Annotated in this window: 19 protein-coding genes and 1 pseudogene; 14 read left to right on the top strand and 6 right to left on the bottom strand. The window is 44.6% G+C overall.

Annotated elements, in window-relative coordinates; genetic code table 11:
- Window positions 1–14: 14 nt before the first annotated feature.
- Complete coding sequence (locus FXV75_RS01400; RefSeq protein ID WP_262368433.1) at window positions 15–443, bottom strand: nuclear transport factor 2 family protein; 429 nt, start codon at window positions 441–443, stop codon at window positions 15–17.
- Between the two features lie 232 nt (window positions 444–675).
- Between FXV75_RS01400 and FXV75_RS01395 the strand changes: the two genes are divergently transcribed.
- The 3 genes from FXV75_RS01395 (at window position 676) to FXV75_RS01385 (ending at window position 2,274) form a co-directional block, all read left to right on the top strand.
- A complete protein-coding gene (locus FXV75_RS01395) occupies window positions 676–1,251 on the top strand; it encodes an RNA polymerase sigma factor (protein WP_148830838.1) in 576 nt (191 codons plus the stop codon).
- 5 nt (window positions 1,252–1,256) lie between these two features.
- On the top strand, window positions 1,257–1,961 hold the full coding sequence (locus tag FXV75_RS01390) for a ChrR family anti-sigma-E factor (RefSeq protein ID WP_148830837.1): 705 nt from the start codon (window positions 1,257–1,259) through the stop codon (window positions 1,959–1,961).
- A gap of 130 nt (window positions 1,962–2,091) precedes the next feature.
- On the top strand, window positions 2,092–2,274 hold the full coding sequence (locus tag FXV75_RS01385) for a hypothetical protein (protein ID WP_024025667.1): 183 nt from the start codon (window positions 2,092–2,094) through the stop codon (window positions 2,272–2,274).
- Window positions 2,275–2,358: 84 nt separating this feature from the next.
- Here the strand turns inward: FXV75_RS01385 and FXV75_RS01380 are convergent, their stop codons facing one another.
- The gene (locus FXV75_RS01380; RefSeq protein WP_148830836.1) at window positions 2,359–3,201 is read right to left on the bottom strand and encodes a MurR/RpiR family transcriptional regulator; all 843 of its coding nucleotides are present in this window, start codon (window positions 3,199–3,201) and stop codon (window positions 2,359–2,361) included.
- 199 nt (window positions 3,202–3,400) lie between these two features.
- Here FXV75_RS01380 and FXV75_RS01375 point away from each other — a divergent pair, with 199 nt between their 5' ends.
- The gene (locus tag FXV75_RS01375) at window positions 3,401–3,595 is read left to right on the top strand and encodes a hypothetical protein (RefSeq protein ID WP_148830835.1); all 195 of its coding nucleotides are present in this window, start codon (window positions 3,401–3,403) and stop codon (window positions 3,593–3,595) included.
- Between the two features lie 64 nt (window positions 3,596–3,659).
- Window positions 3,660–4,694, top strand: a complete 1,035-nt coding sequence (locus FXV75_RS01370) for a LacI family DNA-binding transcriptional regulator (RefSeq protein WP_148830834.1) — start codon at window positions 3,660–3,662, stop codon at window positions 4,692–4,694.
- Window positions 4,695–4,889: 195 nt separating this feature from the next.
- Here FXV75_RS01370 and FXV75_RS01365 read toward each other — a convergent pair whose 3' ends face one another.
- On the bottom strand, window positions 4,890–5,933 hold the full coding sequence (locus FXV75_RS01365) for an ABC transporter permease (protein ID WP_148830833.1): 1,044 nt from the start codon (window positions 5,931–5,933) through the stop codon (window positions 4,890–4,892).
- A gap of 31 nt (window positions 5,934–5,964) precedes the next feature.
- A complete protein-coding gene (locus tag FXV75_RS01360; RefSeq protein WP_262368432.1) occupies window positions 5,965–7,245 on the bottom strand; it encodes a sugar ABC transporter ATP-binding protein in 1,281 nt (426 codons plus the stop codon).
- Window positions 7,246–7,277: 32 nt separating this feature from the next.
- Between FXV75_RS01360 and FXV75_RS01355 the strand changes: the two genes are divergently transcribed.
- A protein-coding gene (locus FXV75_RS01355; RefSeq protein WP_187424833.1) for an IS3 family transposase occupies window positions 7,278–8,434 on the top strand; the annotation gives its coding sequence in 2 pieces (ribosomal slippage) (window positions 7,278–7,548 and window positions 7,548–8,434; 1,158 coding nt in all).
- Between the two features lie 8 nt (window positions 8,435–8,442).
- On the opposite strand, the pseudogene FXV75_RS01350 reads toward FXV75_RS01355, so the two are convergent.
- Together FXV75_RS01350 and FXV75_RS01345 are read right to left on the bottom strand one after the other, a co-directional pair.
- Window positions 8,443–8,745, bottom strand: a pseudogene (locus tag FXV75_RS01350) (ATP-binding cassette domain-containing protein); the annotation flags it as partial.
- A 60-nt stretch (window positions 8,746–8,805) separates the two neighbouring features.
- Complete coding sequence (locus FXV75_RS01345) at window positions 8,806–9,732, bottom strand: sugar ABC transporter substrate-binding protein (protein ID WP_148830831.1); 927 nt, start codon at window positions 9,730–9,732, stop codon at window positions 8,806–8,808.
- Window positions 9,733–10,175: 443 nt separating this feature from the next.
- On the opposite strand from FXV75_RS01345, the gene FXV75_RS01340 reads away from it, so the two are divergent.
- The 8 genes from FXV75_RS01340 to FXV75_RS01305 all read left to right on the top strand — a co-directional run bounded on the left by FXV75_RS01340 (window position 10,176) and on the right by FXV75_RS01305 (window position 17,609).
- Entirely contained in the window at window positions 10,176–10,982 is an 807-nt protein-coding gene (locus FXV75_RS01340) for a TIM barrel protein (protein WP_187424832.1), read from the top strand.
- A gap of 51 nt (window positions 10,983–11,033) precedes the next feature.
- Window positions 11,034–11,930 (top strand): sugar phosphate isomerase/epimerase family protein, encoded by an 897-nt coding sequence (locus FXV75_RS01335; protein WP_148830830.1) that lies wholly within the window; start codon window positions 11,034–11,036, stop codon window positions 11,928–11,930.
- A 52-nt stretch (window positions 11,931–11,982) separates the two neighbouring features.
- Window positions 11,983–12,993, top strand: coding sequence for a Gfo/Idh/MocA family protein (locus FXV75_RS01330; protein ID WP_148830829.1), 1,011 nt, complete (start codon window positions 11,983–11,985; stop codon window positions 12,991–12,993).
- A gap of 122 nt (window positions 12,994–13,115) precedes the next feature.
- Window positions 13,116–13,931, top strand: coding sequence for a helix-turn-helix domain-containing protein (locus tag FXV75_RS01325; protein WP_148830828.1), 816 nt, complete (start codon window positions 13,116–13,118; stop codon window positions 13,929–13,931).
- Between the two features lie 131 nt (window positions 13,932–14,062).
- On the top strand, window positions 14,063–15,127 hold the full coding sequence (locus FXV75_RS01320) for a fatty acid desaturase family protein (protein WP_148830827.1): 1,065 nt from the start codon (window positions 14,063–14,065) through the stop codon (window positions 15,125–15,127).
- A gap of 59 nt (window positions 15,128–15,186) precedes the next feature.
- Complete coding sequence (locus FXV75_RS01315; protein ID WP_148830826.1) at window positions 15,187–15,516, top strand: MocE family 2Fe-2S type ferredoxin; 330 nt, start codon at window positions 15,187–15,189, stop codon at window positions 15,514–15,516.
- A 1-nt stretch (window position 15,517) separates the two neighbouring features.
- Window positions 15,518–16,756: an NAD(P)/FAD-dependent oxidoreductase gene (locus FXV75_RS01310; protein WP_148830825.1), complete on the top strand. Its 1,239-nt coding sequence runs from the start codon at window positions 15,518–15,520 to the stop codon at window positions 16,754–16,756.
- A 7-nt stretch (window positions 16,757–16,763) separates the two neighbouring features.
- A complete protein-coding gene (locus tag FXV75_RS01305; RefSeq protein ID WP_222863076.1) occupies window positions 16,764–17,609 on the top strand; it encodes a sugar phosphate isomerase/epimerase family protein in 846 nt (281 codons plus the stop codon).
- Window positions 17,610–17,832 lie beyond the last annotated feature (223 nt).

Genomic DNA, 17,832 nt, shown 5'->3' with positions numbered 1-17,832 from the left:
GTGTTCCCCTTATGTTAGGTTGCTAACCGTTTCTTTAAGCCTTTTACCACAGAGCCCAACACGGGCACATGTTCATAAACCATTTGACCAAGATCGTAAATGTCTTCATGAAAATAAACACGTTCGTTAAACTGTATTTGACTCATGCCGCGCACCGTTACCGTCTTGTTCCCCAGCTTTGGGTGTTTAAAATGCATATTCCATTTGATGTAAGCCGTGTTATCAGACGCCAGTTGATCTAAGAATTCAAAACGACCACTGTGGACATTGACACACATTTCAGAAAGGTAAGCGTGCAAATTTTCTGCGCCGCGAATTTCATGAACAGGGTCTTTAAAGAGCACATCTTGGGCGTAAACGTCATCAATTTTATCCAATTGAGGGTGCTTAACATCTTGATAAAACGCTTTGAAGCGCTCTATTAACAAAGGATTGGAATTCATTTTAGCGCCTGCCATACTCATCACTTGCCTTAGTCAATGCCCTTTCGGGTGTGTTTATTATCAGTGAATACGTGCTGAAGGGGTTCTTAGATCACTTTTATCTAAAATAACAGACACAAAAGAACACATAATAATGGCGACACTTTAAAAATAAGAATCGCGCAAAGTGATCCACGCGCATCGCCCCGTCGTATAGTATTGAATATAACAGCTTTCGATTTCGGAGCCATAAATGGAACGCGCACCCCAACTTTTACCTGACGAGCAACGATTAGCCGACATGTCGGCTATAGCGGAACACAGAGACCAAAGCGCTCTAGGGCGCCTCTTCGATCATTATGTGCCAAAAGTGAGAGCATTTTGCCTTGCTGCTCAGCCTGGTTCTAATTTAATGGCCGATGACATCGCACAGGAAGTCATGATCCGTATCTGGAATAAAGCACACACGTACAAGCCAGAATCGGCATCACTCAATACGTGGGTGTTTACTTTGGCTAGAAATGCTCGAATTGATTACCTTCGCAAAAACAGCCGTCACCAGTCGGACATTGACCCTGAATATCTTTGGCAATACATTGTCGATGAAAACGCAGACCCCTTTAAAGACGCACAACAAAAGAAAGACCAAGAACGCATCCAACAAGGTTTGAGCAAACTGCCTGCGGACCAAAAACAAGTTTTAGCAAAGGTGTATTTAGAAGGCAAAACTCACAAGGAGGCCGCTGAAGAACTCTCTTTGCCACTCGGAACCATCAAATCTCGAGTACGACTTGCCTTACACAAACTCACTATTTACGTTAAGAGGTAGTATCGATGATCCACTACCATCCATCGATTGAAATTCTGACCGACTACGCCGCCGGATCCTTGCCACTTGCCCATTCTTTGTGCGTATCTACGCATTTAGAGCGTTGTACCGAGTGCCAAAAACAAACTCGAAAGCTTGAAGTGCTTGGCGCCCAGCTGTTTGAAAATACAACGGTGGAAGATCGTCGCTTAAGCAGTTTAAAAGACCGCTTTTTTGACAACTTAACCGCCAAGACTCAGACAGACCAACAGACACAGCTGGACGGCAACACCTTGGCCGCCGAGCACCACTACGATCGCTGGGAGGACTACACGATTCCTCGCAGCTTGCGTCAGTTCATTACCAAAAGCTACGACGATCTCACTTGGACGCGACTCTCGCCGTCGTTCAAAATCGCCACGCTTTACAACGAAGAAGGCGGTGCGCAAATTGCACTAACCAGAGTGAAAGCTGGGGCGCATATGCCAACCCACACACACACGGGCGATGAAATTACCCTTGTATTAGAAGGGGCTTTTTCAGATGAAAGTGGCGTGTATCGCCAAGGCGATTTTATTAACCGTGATGCGAGCCACAAACATAAGCCCATTGTCACCAAAGACGCCGAATGCATTTGCTTAACCGTACTAGACGCTCCGATTGAGTTTACCGGCTGGTTAGCACGATTGCTCAACCCAATCATTCGTCGATATCACCCTCATTCACACTGAGAAAAAGCCCATGGCCACCGTCTGCAGCGTAAACGATAGACACACGATTGCAGACGTTAGCCAATAACAAGCAAATTTTATGAAATTCTGGTATAGTCCTTGCCCAATCTAAAAACAAGGACTATTTATCATGGCAACTAAGAAGAAACAGCCGGCAGCTTCGGAAACTTCGGAATCCATAGAAAAGCAAATGCAAGAGTTTCTTGCTCGCGGTGGACAGATAGATAAAATCGATTCAGGGGTTAGCGGTCAATCACAGCTAACAGGATCACGTCATATTTCCCTAGGAAACAGCAAAACGAAAGCACAATAAGCCTTCGTTTTTTATCGGACCAAGTTCGGTAGGTACACCAAAGATAACGCAGACTTGGCTTCTGAAACTAAGCCCGGAGCCAGTCTAAGCGTTCTTCCTTTCTAACTCATAAGCCAATCCAATCGACAGCGCCTGCGCCAAACACAACGACGAAGACAAAGAACGGAACGAATCGATTTCGGCTTCTTTCACCACAAAACACACAGACGCAATGGATGCTAACGGGCTGATTTGATTATCTGTAATGACAATTAAAGGCACATTTTTCTCTGCTGCGGCTTTGGCGACACTTTGCGTTTCTTCTGCGTATGGATAAAAACTGACAGCGATCAGCACATCATTTTGATCCAAAGAACTGCCTTGTTCTTTGAACATGCCACCCACGCCATCCACCAAATACGCTTTTTGGTTAATATGACGTAACGCATAAGCAAAATAACTCGCTACCACAAACGCACGCCTTACACCCACGATATGAGCAGCATGAGCCTGTGATAAAATCTGGATGGCTTTGTCCAGATCCTCTGGAGCGGTTGTCTCCCCCAAATGCCCTAACGCAATCGCATTAGCGTGAGAAAAACGACTCAACAATTGCGCTGGTGACTGATCACTGCCTTCATCACCAAATACTTCTCGTGCCATACGAATGCGATCTTGGTAATTCGGCGCCTCTTCCATCAATTTCTGTTGAAACAGTTTTTGCATTTCACTAAAGCCACTAAAGCCAAACGCGTTCGCAAAACGTACCCATGTGGACGGATGAACGCCTGCGTCTTTAGATAGCACGGCCACCGTACCAAACGCCACATCACTCGGAGCATCAAGAACAAACTCAGCCACTTGACGCAAGCGCTTGCTTAATTTGGGGTAATGCAATTTTATGGTTTCTTTCAAATCGGAGAGGGATTCTGGTGCCGTATCAATCATGACATATTCTCTGTATCAAAGTTCTCTCTAAAACAGCGAATATCAACCATACCGAAAGGTCTGTAGGTTTATCGTGAGAGAAGAAATTATTGCAATTTTGGAATAAAAATTCTAACTTAGTGATTGCTAACATGTCTAGTAATCCGACGCTTTAAGAACACAACTTTATACAAAAAAATTATCAAATAGGACATTTCCCTTGAACGAAACAGACCGCAAGTTTTTTCAACCTAAATGGCGTCGTGTCGCCGCTACTCTCTTTTGTTTTGCTTGGACATTAGTAGAATGGCTATCTGGTGAACCCTTCTGGGGAATCATTGCTGCAGGCATCAGTTTCTACTGTTTATGGAATTTTTTCTATCAATTTGACGAGAAGAATGACTCAGCAGAATAAAGTGCCATCGTAAACAACCGACTCCAATAACAATAATATACCCCAGAGTATCAGGCTATTTTCTATGTCAAAAAGACCCACTATTCATGATTTAGCAGAAGCGGCGGGCGTCAGTATCGCTACTGTGGATAGAGTATTGAATAAGCGCTCCAAAGTTCGTGAATCCACCTCTCAACGGGTGCTTATCGCGGCAGAAGACATTGGCTACCATGCCACAGGATTACTGAAAAAGCGCGTACGGGAATCCAAGCCATTCAAACGCTTATCTATTTTATTGCAACGCAGCAACGATGAGTTTTACGAAGGGTTAGGTGCCGCTATTCGCTCTGCTTGCTCTCAAGAGACTCAATTTCAATTTGAAGTGAATGTGGTTTTCATGGACGAAGTGACGCCAGAATACATCACAGAGCAAATAATCAAAGAGAGCAAACACGCCGACGGTATTGCCTTGGTAGCGCTTGATGATCATATACTTAATCGACATATTGAGCAGCTCACCGAAAACAACACACCCGTTTTTACCATTCTATCCCCCCTGTCGACGAATACCTGTACTGGCCACATTGGCGTGGACAACAGAAAAGCTGGACGAACGGCGGCTTGGGCCATTTCCAGGTTGACAAAAAAGGCAGGCAAGGTGGGCATACTGCTAGGCAGCCACCGCTACCTGAATCAAGACATTGCAGAAATTAGCTTCATCTCTTATTTTCGAGAAATTAAACACTCGTATGAGCTACTTTCTCCACTAACGAGTCTGGATGATGATACATTGGCTTATCAAGCAACGAAGACATTGCTGAATAACCACCCTGAGGATTTAACCGCCATTTATAGCGCTGGCGGCGGCGTGAAAGGCATTATTAAAGCCCTAAAAGAGGCGGGGAAAAGCCAGCAAATTACGCTAATTTGCAATGAATTAACCTCCTATACTCGTCTTGCATTGAGCGATGGTACGATCGACATGATCATCGCCACCCCCGTACAAAAACTCGCCTCCCGTTTAGCTGAATTATTTGCAGAGTCCTTTAGCAGTAAAAAATGCCACCCTCTTGCTCCTGTTCAATTGAGCGTCGACCTCCATGTAGCAGAAAACCTATAAATTCAACAATAGGGCTTTATAGGTTATCTGTGCATTACTTTATTCAATCCACTTGAACATTCAACACGCTCAACGCATTCACTTAAGCAAAACACTTAAAAACTCATTAACACCACACATAAAAAAGCAGCTCAATGTTAAAAAACAAAGAGCTGCAACTGGGCGTTCAGATACCCGACAGAGACGATAAATACCTTAAGTGGTTTTCTTACGCTTATTCTGACGCTGCTGATCAATCACCACCGCCACGACAATAATCGCGCCTTTAATGATGTCTTGATAATAAGCATCAATTCGCAGGAAGGTAAAACCAGATAACATGACACCTAAAATCAGTGCACCGATCACCGTACCAGCAATACGACCACGACCACCAGACAAGGACACACCACCAATAACCGCTGCAGCAATCGCATCCAACTCATACATGAGCCCCATGCCTGCTTGCGCTGTTTTAATACGAGCAATCGCAACCATAGCCGCTAAACCAACCAGCAAACCGGCAATGGTGTAGACCTTAATAAGGTGGCGATCAATGTTAATACCAGAAACACGTGCCGCCTGAGGGTTAGCACCAATGGCATAAGTAAATTTACCAAAGCGAGTGTAACGCATCACTACATGAAAAATGATCGCCACGACAATGAAGATAACCACTGGCATCCAACGATCCAACGCATTACCCAACATAGCAAATTCTTTTGTGAAACCAGACACTGGGCTACCATCGGTATACCAGCGTGCCACACCACGTGCTGACACCATCATCCCTAAAGTGGCAATAAACGGTGGAATCTTAGTTTTAGTAATCAACCAGCCATTCACAAAACCCGCCAATGCACCAACGGCCAAACCAACAATCAATGGCACCACAAATGGCAAATCTGTCAAAGTCGGAAACAATACTTTTGGCCAGCTACTTGATTGAGCAAACGTCGCTGCAATCATGGCTGACATGGCCACAACGGAACCGGACGATAAATCGATGCCTCCCGTTATAATGACCATGGTGACCCCGATGGCAATAATGCCAATAACAGAGACCTGCAAAACGATAATTTGGAGGCGACTCATGTTCATCAAAAAGCTTTGACCAACAAAAATCCAACCCAGTATTTCGAACATGATAGAAATACCAATCAAGACCAGTAATATACTGATCTCAGAAGGAATCTTTCTTTTTTTCTTAATACCCTGACTTTCTTTTTCCAAGTTCACGGTGTCATTTAACGTAGTCATAAAAACCTCTTATTTTTTTCTAATTCTTATTCTATTGAGCGGCCAAATTCATTACCGATACTTGGTCAGCTTCGGAACGATCCAATATTCCTGTTACATGCCCTTCATGCATCACCAACACCCTGTCACTCATGCCTAACACTTCTGGCAATTCGGACGAAATCATAATCACCGCCACCCCTTTGTGAGCGAGCTGCGTGACCAAAGAATGGATCTCAGACTTAGCGCCAACATCAATTCCTCGAGTGGGTTCATCCAAGATCAAAATACGAGGGTGAGTCAACAACCAACGAGCTATCAGCACTTTTTGCTGATTGCCTCCAGAAAGATTTTCAATCGCCTCTTCCATATTCGGCGTCTTAACACGAAGCTTTTGACACAGTGCTTCGGATTCTTCATTCAGCTTAACTTGATCAACAAAACCACCACCATTGACGAAGTTTTCATGCAATACCGCCGACTGAATATTTTCTTGAATATCCAAAGACAGAAAGCAGCCGGTCTCTTTGCGGTCTTCTGTTAAAAATGCCATGCCTTGCATGATCGCGTCATTTGGGTTCTTGATATGAACTTCTTCCCCCTCAATCCAAACGCTGCCAGAATCCGCCGGCGTCACACCAAAAATAGCCTCCGCTACGTTCGAACGACCCGAGCCGACTAAGCCTGCAAAACCTAAGATCTCACCCGCTCGAACATCAAAAGAAACATCATGAAAAACGCCTTCCAAGGTAAGATTTTTCACCGACAATAAAACGTCGCCTAATATCACTTCTTCTTTTGGGAACATTTGATCAACACTGCGACCGACCATCATTTGAATAATGTCATCACGAGTGACATCACTGGACGCGTGCGTTCCAATGTACTTCCCATCACGAAAAACAGAAAACTCATCCGCGATTTCAAACAATTCATTCATTTTATGGGTGATATAAACGATACCGATGCCTTGTTTACGCAGGCTGCGGATAATATCAAAAAGGTGAGCTACTTCTGTCTCAGTAATTGCTGAGGTCGGTTCGTCCATGATCAGCACATCGGAGTTAAAAGAAACCGCCTTTGCAATTTCGACCATCTGCCGATTGGCCACAGACAAGGTGCTTATCTCGGCCTCTGGATCTAGGTGAATATTGAGACGATCAAACAGATCCTCTGTCATCTTATGCATTTCAGAGTGATCGATTAAACCAAAGGTATTTTTAGGTTCACGGCGAATCCAAATATTCTCAGCCACTGTCATTTGATTCATCAACAGTAACTCTTGATGGATCATGGCAATACCTGTTGTGGTTGAATTAGCCGGACACTTCAATAAAGGATAATATCCAATTATTGAGGTGTAAAATGACTAAACGTACTAACAAACAATATCCAAACGATTTTAAGCAAGAAGCGGTGGCGCTGGTGATTGAGCAAGGTTACTCAGTTGTTGAGGCTGCCGCTTCACTGAATATCACTGACAAGCTACTTTATAACTGGGTAGCGAAGTTTAAACAACAAAATGAAGATTCAGAGTTGTCGAAGGATGAGCGGGCTGAACTCGCTCAGCTCAGAAAAGACAATAAGCGCTTGCTAATGGAGCGCGAAATATTAAAAAAGGCTTCAGCGTTTTTCGCAAAAGAAATGAAATAAAATATTCATTTATCAAAAGTTTAGGTAAGCAGTACCCAGTTGTCATATCGTGTAAAGTGATGCGCGTTAGCAAATCTGCATACTATGCTTGGCGAAAACGTCCCGCGATAATTATCAGTGCACAAACACTGAATTTACATCGTAGGGCGAAGGCGCTTTTTGAAGATAGTCGAGACAGTTTGGGTAGCCGTGAGCTTGGGAAAAAGCTTCGCAAAGAAGGCTTTGATGTTAGCCGGCATAGTGTCATTGGCTTGATGAAACGATTGGGGTTAGTCGTTAAGCAGCGTATCCCTTACAAAGTCACAACAAAGCGCAAAGACAGTGATGCTGTAGCTGATAATTTATTGAACATGAATTTTAACCCGTTAGGCCAGAACCAGGTGTGGGCTGGGGATGTGTCATATTTAAAAACAGGCGAAGGCTGGCTATACCTTGCTATTGTAATGGATTTGTTTGGTCGTCGCATAGTGGGTTGGCACACGTCAAAACGTATGACGACAGACTTAATTGAGCAAGCATTTTTAAAAGCACATCGCTTACGACAGCCGCCAAAGGGCTTAGTATTTCATAGCGATAGAGGTTCGCAATACACGAGTAAACGCTTTAGAAGCCTATTAAAACGGCTTGATTGCCGCTCTAGCATGGGTGACGTCGGTGCGTGTTGGGATAATGCCGTGGTTGAAAGGTTCTTCGGCAGTTTAAAACATGATTGGTTGTTCAAGGTAGCACAACCAACAAGAGAGCATATGAAGCAAGATGTTGCGGCCTATGTGAAATATTACAATCTGGAGCGATTACATTCGTCGAATGGCGACCAATCACCCATTGAGTATGAAAACTCCTTTAGGAAAGTGTCCGGTTGGACTTGACCAGAACAACCAGATTCTTGAGCTTTAAGAGGATTTTCTAAGGTAATGGCTTCGCCTCTCAGCTTAACCTCACCACTATCGGGCTGGTAAATCCCCGCAATCACTTTCATTAGCGTGGATTTACCCGCACCATTCTCCCCCATCAGTGCATGCACCGTGCCGGGGCGAATTTTTAACTCCACATTGTCCAATGCCAACACGCCAGGAAACTCCTTACGAACATTGACAACTTCCAATACATATTCAAACGATTGATCTCGGGGAATTGCGCCATTTACAGGCACTGCTTCCTCAACTGCTGCGCTATTCATAACGCAATCCCTCCAATTTTTATTTTAATTTAACGGGGTTAATTTTTTGCTTTAGCACGCTTACTTCATATAATTATGAAGATTTTTTGGGGTTACCAATTCAAATGGCACCCACACTTTACGATCGACATTCTGACCATTAATCAGTTTGACTGCCGTATTAACAGCACCACGACCTTGGCCGTCCGCGCTTTGAAATACCGTCACATCAAGCTCACCTGCTTTCATGGCAGCCAACGCATCTACCGTCGCATCAATCCCAGCGATCACAACATCATCCATTGAACGACCGGAGGCTTTAAGTGCTTGAACCGCACCAATCGCCATTTCGTCGTTGTTGGCAATAACCGCGTCAAACTGAATACCTGCAGCGATCCAGTTAGTCATCAAGTCACTGCCTTTCGTACGAGACCATTCAGCTGTTTGCTGCTGAACAATTTTCAATCCAGAACACTCAGGCGTTGCAATCACATCGTGAATGTCTTGCGTTCTTTGCAATGCTGCTTGGTTGGTTAATTCCCCCATCATCACCACAACGTTGCCTTTACCGCCCATCAAACGACACACTTCTTGAGTCTGCAAGGTACCTGATACTTTCTCATCAGACGCCACAAAAGCCTGATCATCAGGAAGTAAGTCCACATTAATTGGTTGGCGATTAACATAAATGAGCGGGATGCCAGCGGCTTGAGCATCATCAGATATAGAGACCGTTGCATCAGTATCAACAGGGTTAACGATGATGGCGTCCACCCCAGAAGCAATAAAGTTTTGGACTTGATTCAACTGATTGCCAACGCCATTTTTGGCATCTTCGATTTGGACATCAACGCCCTGCTCTTTAGCAGCCGATTGAATGCCATTACGCAAAGTGGTTAGAAAGTTGTCATCAAAAAGCGCCATAGAGACGCCAATTTTTAAATCAGCAGCAGAAACAGATGTAGCAATAACTGAAGAAGCTATAGCAGTAAGCAGTAATTTTTTCATTGTACGATTTCCTCGAAAATAAGCGTTTATACGCTCTAGTTGTTTTTATTTTTTCCGGTAAAGCGCGTCTAGAAGCAAGGGGCTCGACAGACTCAACAAAGCTCTTTCCCTCTAAACTATCGAATCAATCATCGCATTTCGTTCGCATAATCAATTCAAATATATATATTCCATAAAAATTAAACATGGAATATACGTTCCAATTTGATCCATGTGGCTTATTTTGTCAAGTCCAAAGTTTTAATTTCATTAGGATTTACGATTCTCCCTATAAATGATGTTTTTTGATAGTTAATGAGTGATTTATAACAATCTTGATTGACGATTTTTTTTTCTCAGCGCTACTATGCAAGCACTAAAAATAACTCTAAAAATCACGCTCTCATTCTGCTCTTTGAATTACTAAAGAGAAAGTACGAGACTCTACAGAAAGGTATAAAAGCATGTCTATGTTACCGAAATTCGGTTTGAACCATATGGTCTGTCCTTCTTATTCTATCAAAGAATTTCTCACTCTCTCGTCACAACTCGGTGCGCAAACCGTTGAATTTCGTAATGATGTTGGTGATAACAGCCTAACCGATTTGGCATCTGCTCAAATGGCAGGTCAACTCGCAAACGAATTAAACATCAAAGTATTGTCTATAAATGCCCTATATCCTTTCAACGTATGGAATGAAGAACGTGCCCAACAAGCTCGTGAAATGGCGACACTAGCGAAAGCCGCAAAGGCGGAAGGCTTGGTTGTTTGCCCTTTAAATGATGGCAATGAGGTAAGTTTCGAAGACCTCAAATTCGCGCTTTCTGAACTTGCAAAAATACTCGAAGAGTTCGATTTAAAAGGTTTTGTAGAACCATTAGGTTTCCCGATTTCTTCACTTCGCTCCAAACGTGTCGCTTTAGACGCCATAGATGCGGTTGGCCAGCAAGATAGATTCTCTCTTGTTCACGACACATTCCACCATAAGGGCGCTGGCGAAGATGAATTCTTCCCTGAACGCACAGGACTCATACATATCTCCGGTCTAGAAGACGACATTACCTTTAATGACATGCTAGATGGTGATCGCGTCCTCGTAGGCCCTGAAGACCGCTTGGACAATGTGGAGCAGCTTCGTACTTTATTAGCGGCAGGATATTCGGGGCCCGTGTCATTCGAACCTTTCTCGAAAAAAGTGTGGGATCTTTCAAACCCAAAACAAGCGGTTCAAGACAGTATTGATTTTGTTAACCAATCTTTAGCTCAGTAATTGCTGACCGAATTCATTTTTTAAAAATACATAAAATAGGTTTTTATTATTATGAAAATTGCACTCGATCCTTACATGCACCGCCACCTTTCCTTGGAAGCGCTGTGCCGAGCCACGAAAGACATGGGCTACGACCACATTGAATTGTCCCCTCGGGCTGACTTTTTACAATGGTGGACTCGTCCTCGCGTTTATCCTGAGCGTTTACAAAGCTTTAAAAAAGCCATGAAAGATCACGACGTTTCATTGTCCACTCTCCAGCCCATGTATCGTTGGTCTAGCCCATACGAAGACGAATGGAAAATGGCCATGGACAATTGGAAACGAACCATTGAAATCGCCGTTGAGTTGGATAACCCATTGCTGATTTCTGAATTTGGTCGTGGTGGTTCTCCTGAACGTTCCAATGCCGACCGTCAGGGCATTCACACACCAGAAGCCTGTGAAAATGCTTTTTGGCGTTCAATGGATGTGCTTGTTCCTCTGTTGGAAAAAGAAGGACTGACTTTATGTGTGGAGCCACATCCGGAAGATTGGATAGAAGAGATGGCGCCTGCGGTCGACATCATCAAAACCATCAATTCTCCTGCGGTTCAATGCTCTTATATCGCTCCTCATTCTTTCTACTATGGGGAGGATTTAGCCGAGACGATTCGATCCACAAAAGGCATCTTGCAACATGCGCGAGTGGCCGACACCTACAACCATAAAGGGTCGTCACAGCTACGTTATATCGTCAACCCACCTGGCTCTAATGCTCGCGTCCACCAGCATTTAGACCTAGGCGAAGGCGAAGTCGATTGGGATACCTTCTTTAAGACTCTACATGACATTGGTTTTGATGGTGTGCTGTCAAGCTGTGTCTTTGCATGGGATGAAAGAGCGGAACAATCGTCACGCTTTATGCGCGATGAAATCCAGCGTTATGTCGACAAGTATTGGAAATAACCCACCAGTATAAACAACCACCGCGATTAAAATAATGATAAAGGAAAGCAACATGACACTTAAAATTGGCGTAATTGGCACGGGCGCTATCGGCGCAGACCACACTCGACGCATCACTAATGCACTAACCGGTGCAGAAGTCATTGCCCTGACAGACGTAAACCAAGAGCAAGCAGAAAAAGTAAAACAGTCTCTAGGACTAAATGCGACCATATATAAAGATGGTCATGAACTTATCGAAAAAGGCGGCGTAGATGCCGTATTGGTAACCTCTTGGGGCGGCACTCATGAAGAATACGTTTTGGCCGCCATCAAAGCCGGCAAATACGTCTTCTGCGAAAAACCACTAGCAACCACAGCCCAAGGCTGTCAGAACATCGTAGACGCCGAAATGGCCGCAGGAAAACGTCTTGTGCAAGTTGGCTTCATGCGCCCGTACGACTCTGGCTACAAAATGCTAAAACAAGCCATTGACTCTGGAGCTATCGGCGAACCATTAATGATTCACGCAGCACACCGCAACCCAAGCGTGCCAGAAATGTACATTACACCAATGGCCATTCATGACACGCTTATCCACGAATTGGATGTATTCCGCTGGCTACTAGATGACGAATATGTGTCTGCCCAAGTCGTGTTCCCACGCAAATCAAAATACGCTCACAGTAAAGTTGCTGACCCACAAATTGTCATGCTGGAAACGAAGAAAGGCACTCGCATAGACGTAGAAGTATTCGTAAACTGCCAATACGGCTACGACATCCAATGTTCTGTCGTGGGTGAAGAAGGTGTCGCGAACTTGCCTGAGCCTCAAGCTCTTAGCATGCGTAAAAACGCCAATTTAGGACAATCTATCCTAACGGATTGGAAAGACCGTTTTATAGAATCCTATGATGTTGAACTGCAAGACTTCATCAATGGCGTGCAAGCTGGCAAGTTAACCGGTCCATCCTCATGGAACGGCCTTGCTGCAGCGGTATCTGGTGATGCCTGTGTGAAAGCACAAGAAAGTGGCTTGATTGAGCCAATCAACTTGCCAGATCGTCCAAGCTTCTACTGTTAATCACTTCATAGATAGGCCACCACGCTAATAGAGCGCGGAGGTCTATCTATGACTCCCGGTGGACTTGTGTATTTACTTTTATTTTATTACTCAGCGTACCACCGTTAAAGGAATAGTCTGTCATGATAAATGACACTACCTCTTCTCTCCCCCTAGCACTTAGTGAAGTGTATTTTGGCTTTGTTAAGCACCCACCCAAAAGCGTTTTAGGCCCACGTATCCAAAGAGGCGTAGAGTTTATTTATTTGCTGTCGGGTAGAATCGACATCGTGGTTGGTGGACAGACTTACACGTTATTGCCAGGACACATGGCATTGCAATTACCCCAACGAGAAGAACAATTCTTTTTCCATCGTGAACAACAAACCGAGCATTCTTGGTGTCAGTTAGACTTTCAGTACTGCCCAAAAGAGCTAACTGATCAATTGGCTAAACTTCCAGTGGTATTGCCTGTTACCCAAGAAGTAGAGCAACTGATGGAGTTAGGTCTGAATGTGACCAGCACCCAGACTGTTAACAACCGGAAAATACTCTTTCGCTTAGGCGAAACACTGTTGCAGTACTATCAAGAAATCGCCAATCTAGACATCTGCGCTCGGCCACAACCTGCCTCACGAATCATCAGAGCCGCAACGCAGTATATGCAAAATCAATACACTCAAAACATTCAGTTAGAGCACCTTGCGCAGGCCTCTCATTGTTCGGTCAATCATCTTATCAATCAGTTTAAGACAAACTTCAATATGACCCCTATGCGCTATTTGTGGCGACTTCGAATAGAGCGCTCTGAAGGCTTACTGCGACATACCGACCTTCCCATTAGTCTCATTTCAGAGCAATGTGGCTTTGCTTCTGCATTTCATTTTTCTCGCATGTTCAAGCAAAAGCATCAGCTGTCACCCAGTCAATACAGACAAAAGAAGCAGACAAGAGTGTGATTCTAGATAGCTATTTAAGAATACCAGTCATGTACCAAAACCCTTCTGATACCTCACAATTCCTCCATAAGACAGTCAGGGGCTTACCACTGGCTGACAACAAAAATAAATACACTTATGGAGACACTCGCATGCCTATTAACCCTATACGTGACTACAGTCTAACGGGGGACGCCAGACTCGCCGCTCAGCAAGCTGGACTGATATCGGCTTCTTGGTATCAGACCGATATCCCACGAAAAACCATGAAAACTTTAATGAAAAGGTCAGATGCACCAGCATTGAAAGACACGGCCATTTGGTTTCTTGCATTAGGTACTTTTGCGATAGGAATCTACGTCATGTGGGGCTCTTGGTGGGTAGCGCCCTTATTTTTTTGTTATGCGTTACTTTATGGCACGGCCTCCGATTCTCGCTGGCATGAGTGCAGCCACGGTACCGCATTTAAAACCCCTTGGATGAATAACACCGTCTATTACCTTGCCAGCTTTATGGTCATCCGCGAGCCCAAAGTATGGAAGTGGAGTCATGCCCGCCATCACACCGACACCATTGTGGTCGGTCGAGATTACGAAATCATGGGACACCGACCTACTCGTGTTATGAAACACGCTTTTGCTATGTTGGGGATTCCTCAAACATGGGGAACACTGAAAAGCCTCACAAGGCACAGTTTAGGTCGTCTGAGCGCAGACGAGCGTGACTTTATCCCCGCATCAGAACATCTCTCAGTTTATCGAACGGCTCGTATCATGCTCGTGCTATACCTGGCGTGTGCCAGCTTGGCGATTTTCATGGACTCTTGGTATTTGGCGATGATGATTGGCCCATTACCAGCTCTCTCGGGTATTTGGTTAGCCTATGTATTTGGACTGACTCAGCACGCTGGGCTGGCTGAAAATGTCTTAGATCATCGTCAAAATTGCCGCACTATTTATATGGGGCCTGTGTTTCGATTTTTGTACTGGAATATGAATTACCACATTGAACACCACATGTTCCCAATGGTGCCATACCACCAACTTCCTGCATTACATGAATTAATGAAGGAAGATTGCCCTCCCGTGTATTCAAGCACTTGGTCTGCGTTCAGCGAGGTGGTTGTCGCTATGTGGCGTCAACGTAAAGACCCAAACTATTTCGTACAACGAACCGCACCCACTCTCAAAGACAACCTCACGGCCGAACCTGCATAAAAAACGTATCGCTGAACAATCAACGCCCACATACCCAAAACAATAACTAGGAGTACAACATGTCAAACTGGATTGAAGTATGCCCACTTGATGATATCGACGAAGAAGACGTCATAGCCTTTGATCATGGCGAGCACACCTTTGCCATATATCGGTGCCCAGCCGGAAATGTCTTTGCGACCAGTGGATTATGCACACATGAACGCATTCATCTTGCCGATGGTTTAGTCATGGAAGACATCATTGAATGCCCAAAGCACAACGGCCGTTTTAACTATAAAAGTGGCAAGGCGCTGGGTGCACCCGTCTGCGAGCATCTAAAAACCTTTGAAACCAAAGTGGATAACGACGTGATCTTTCTTAACACACAACGTACAGAAGGAAATTAGTATGCTGCGGACGCTTATTTTAGGCGCAGGCGAAGCAGGCATTCGCGCTGCCCTTGCGCTTCGTGAACACGATAATGACGTTGCTATTTCGATCATCGAAGCCGAGCATGGCGACCCTTACGAACGACCTCCGTTGTCCAAAACAGGGCTGACAGATAACACGTTCAGAACTCAAAAAATCCAAACGAAAGCTCAGCTGACCGAACGAAATATCGTTTTATTAGACGGTGTTGAAGCCACCGAGCTCAACCCCTCTCTTAAACAGGTCATGCTCTCGGATGGCACAAGTTTATCGTTTGACAAGCTCTTGATAGCCACAGGAGCATCGGCTCGCACCTTGCCGTTTGAACACGCGACAGCAGAAGACATTGAGCGCTTTGTATTTACTCTGCGTACCGCCAATGACTGTGCAAAGTTACGCAAAAAGGCGCAGGCTGGTCAAAAGGTTGTCCTAATTGGCGCGGGGTTTATTGGCCTCGAACTTGCGGCCAGTTTGAGGGCGCTGCAAATAGACGTGACGATACTGGAAACTCAAGCACGGATATTACAAAGAGCCATTCCTGAAGACATTTCTCGCATTGTTCACCAGGCCCATCATGACAACGGGGTGAACGTGTTACTAAACACACACATCCAGTCCGTTCATTTCAGCGAAAAAGCACAGGTTACCACCACGTCCGGCGACACGTTAGAAGCCGATTGGCTGGTCGTCGGGATCGGCTCTTTACCCAACACGCAACTAGCAGAACGCGCTGGCTTACACATTGAAAATGGCATCAAAGTGAACCGTTACATGCAAACCTCGCACGACGATATTTTTGCGGCGGGAGACGTATGCTCCTTTCCCTATGCTGCTGCGCAACAGACAGTTCGTTTGGAATCTTGGCGTTGCGCTCAAGAACAAGCCAGTGTGGCCGCCTTGAATATGCTGGACAACGCAATCCCCTACGACCAAGCACCTTGGTTCTGGTCTGATCAATACCACTTAGGCCTACAAATGGTAGGGCTGTCTCTGGGTGTCACTCAGTCTACGATACGCCGCTTGCCAAACGAGGCTATTTTACACTTCGGCGTCAACGAGCAAGGCTGTCTTTTATCAGCCTGTGGAATTGGCCTTGGCAATGCGATTGCCAAGGATATCAAACTCGCGGAGCGCATTATTAATCAAGGTATATCAGTCTCCATTGACGAGCTATCTGACCCGTCCATTTCACTCAAACATCTTTTAAAGGCGAAGTAAAAAAATAATGAACTTACTCATTCTACAATCCATGTGGGCCATGGAAAACATTCTACCCAATGGCGAAACGTTGCCCATGCCTGACGCCATTCAACGCATTGCTCAGCAGGGTTTTCATGGCGTAACAGACCACATGATGCAGGCATCTCATGTCACATCTCTGATGGCAGAGCTAAAAGCTCACAATTTGACCATGGAAGGCCAATGCTTTCCTGACAGCATTGACGCGCTGCAACCCACGCTAGAGCTCGCGGCGCAACACCAGCCTCACCACATCACTATCCAGCCAAATATTCGCACTCGCAATATGAAAGAAACGATTCGGCTGTTAGAGGGCTGGCAGCGATTAGCAGAGCAAATTGATACGCCGGTCTTAGTCGAAACACATCGCTACCGACTCACTAATGACTTGCTTTTCACCCTAGAAATACTAGCGGAAATGCCAAATTTGAAATTACTAGGAGATCTGTCTCACTATGTTGTCGGACATGAGATACCGCTTGATGAAAATGCCAGTAAAGACATACAACATTTACAAACCATTATGTCTCACTGCCATGCCTATCACGGCAGAGTTGCCAGCCGCGAACAGATACAAATCCCCATCAGTTTCCCCCAACACGCAGCCTGGGTAGATGCCTTCTACGATTTATGGAAATGGGGATTTACCAATTGGAAAAAACGAGCACAACCTAGCGACACACTCTCATTTACGTGTGAGCTTGGCACTCATCCTTATGCTATTACCGACAAAAATGGGCATGACATCACAGACCGTTGGAAAGAATCACTCACGTTAAAATCCATGGCCGAACGCATTTGGCAAGATATAGATTTGCCGCTTAAAACATAAAAATCACTATTTTTTGAAATTATTATAATATTTGTTTCATTTCCACATAATGAAAAAGACACTAGAACGTCCAAAAAAACCATTAAAAATTTGTTTTTAAAGGATTTTATTATTTTTTCGACAGAGTTGAATATTTCATTCCAAACTGTTGAAAATATAGAATATATATTCTAATATCATCTCAGATATATTAAACAATAAAAAAAACAGCCATCTCATTTTC

The sequence above is a fragment of the Marinomonas sp. IMCC 4694 genome, from assembly GCF_008122525.1.
GTDB lineage: Bacteria > Pseudomonadota > Gammaproteobacteria > Pseudomonadales > Marinomonadaceae > Marinomonas.
The sequence above is the reverse complement of the archived record's forward strand: the minus strand, read 5'-3'. Positions and strand labels throughout refer to the sequence as shown.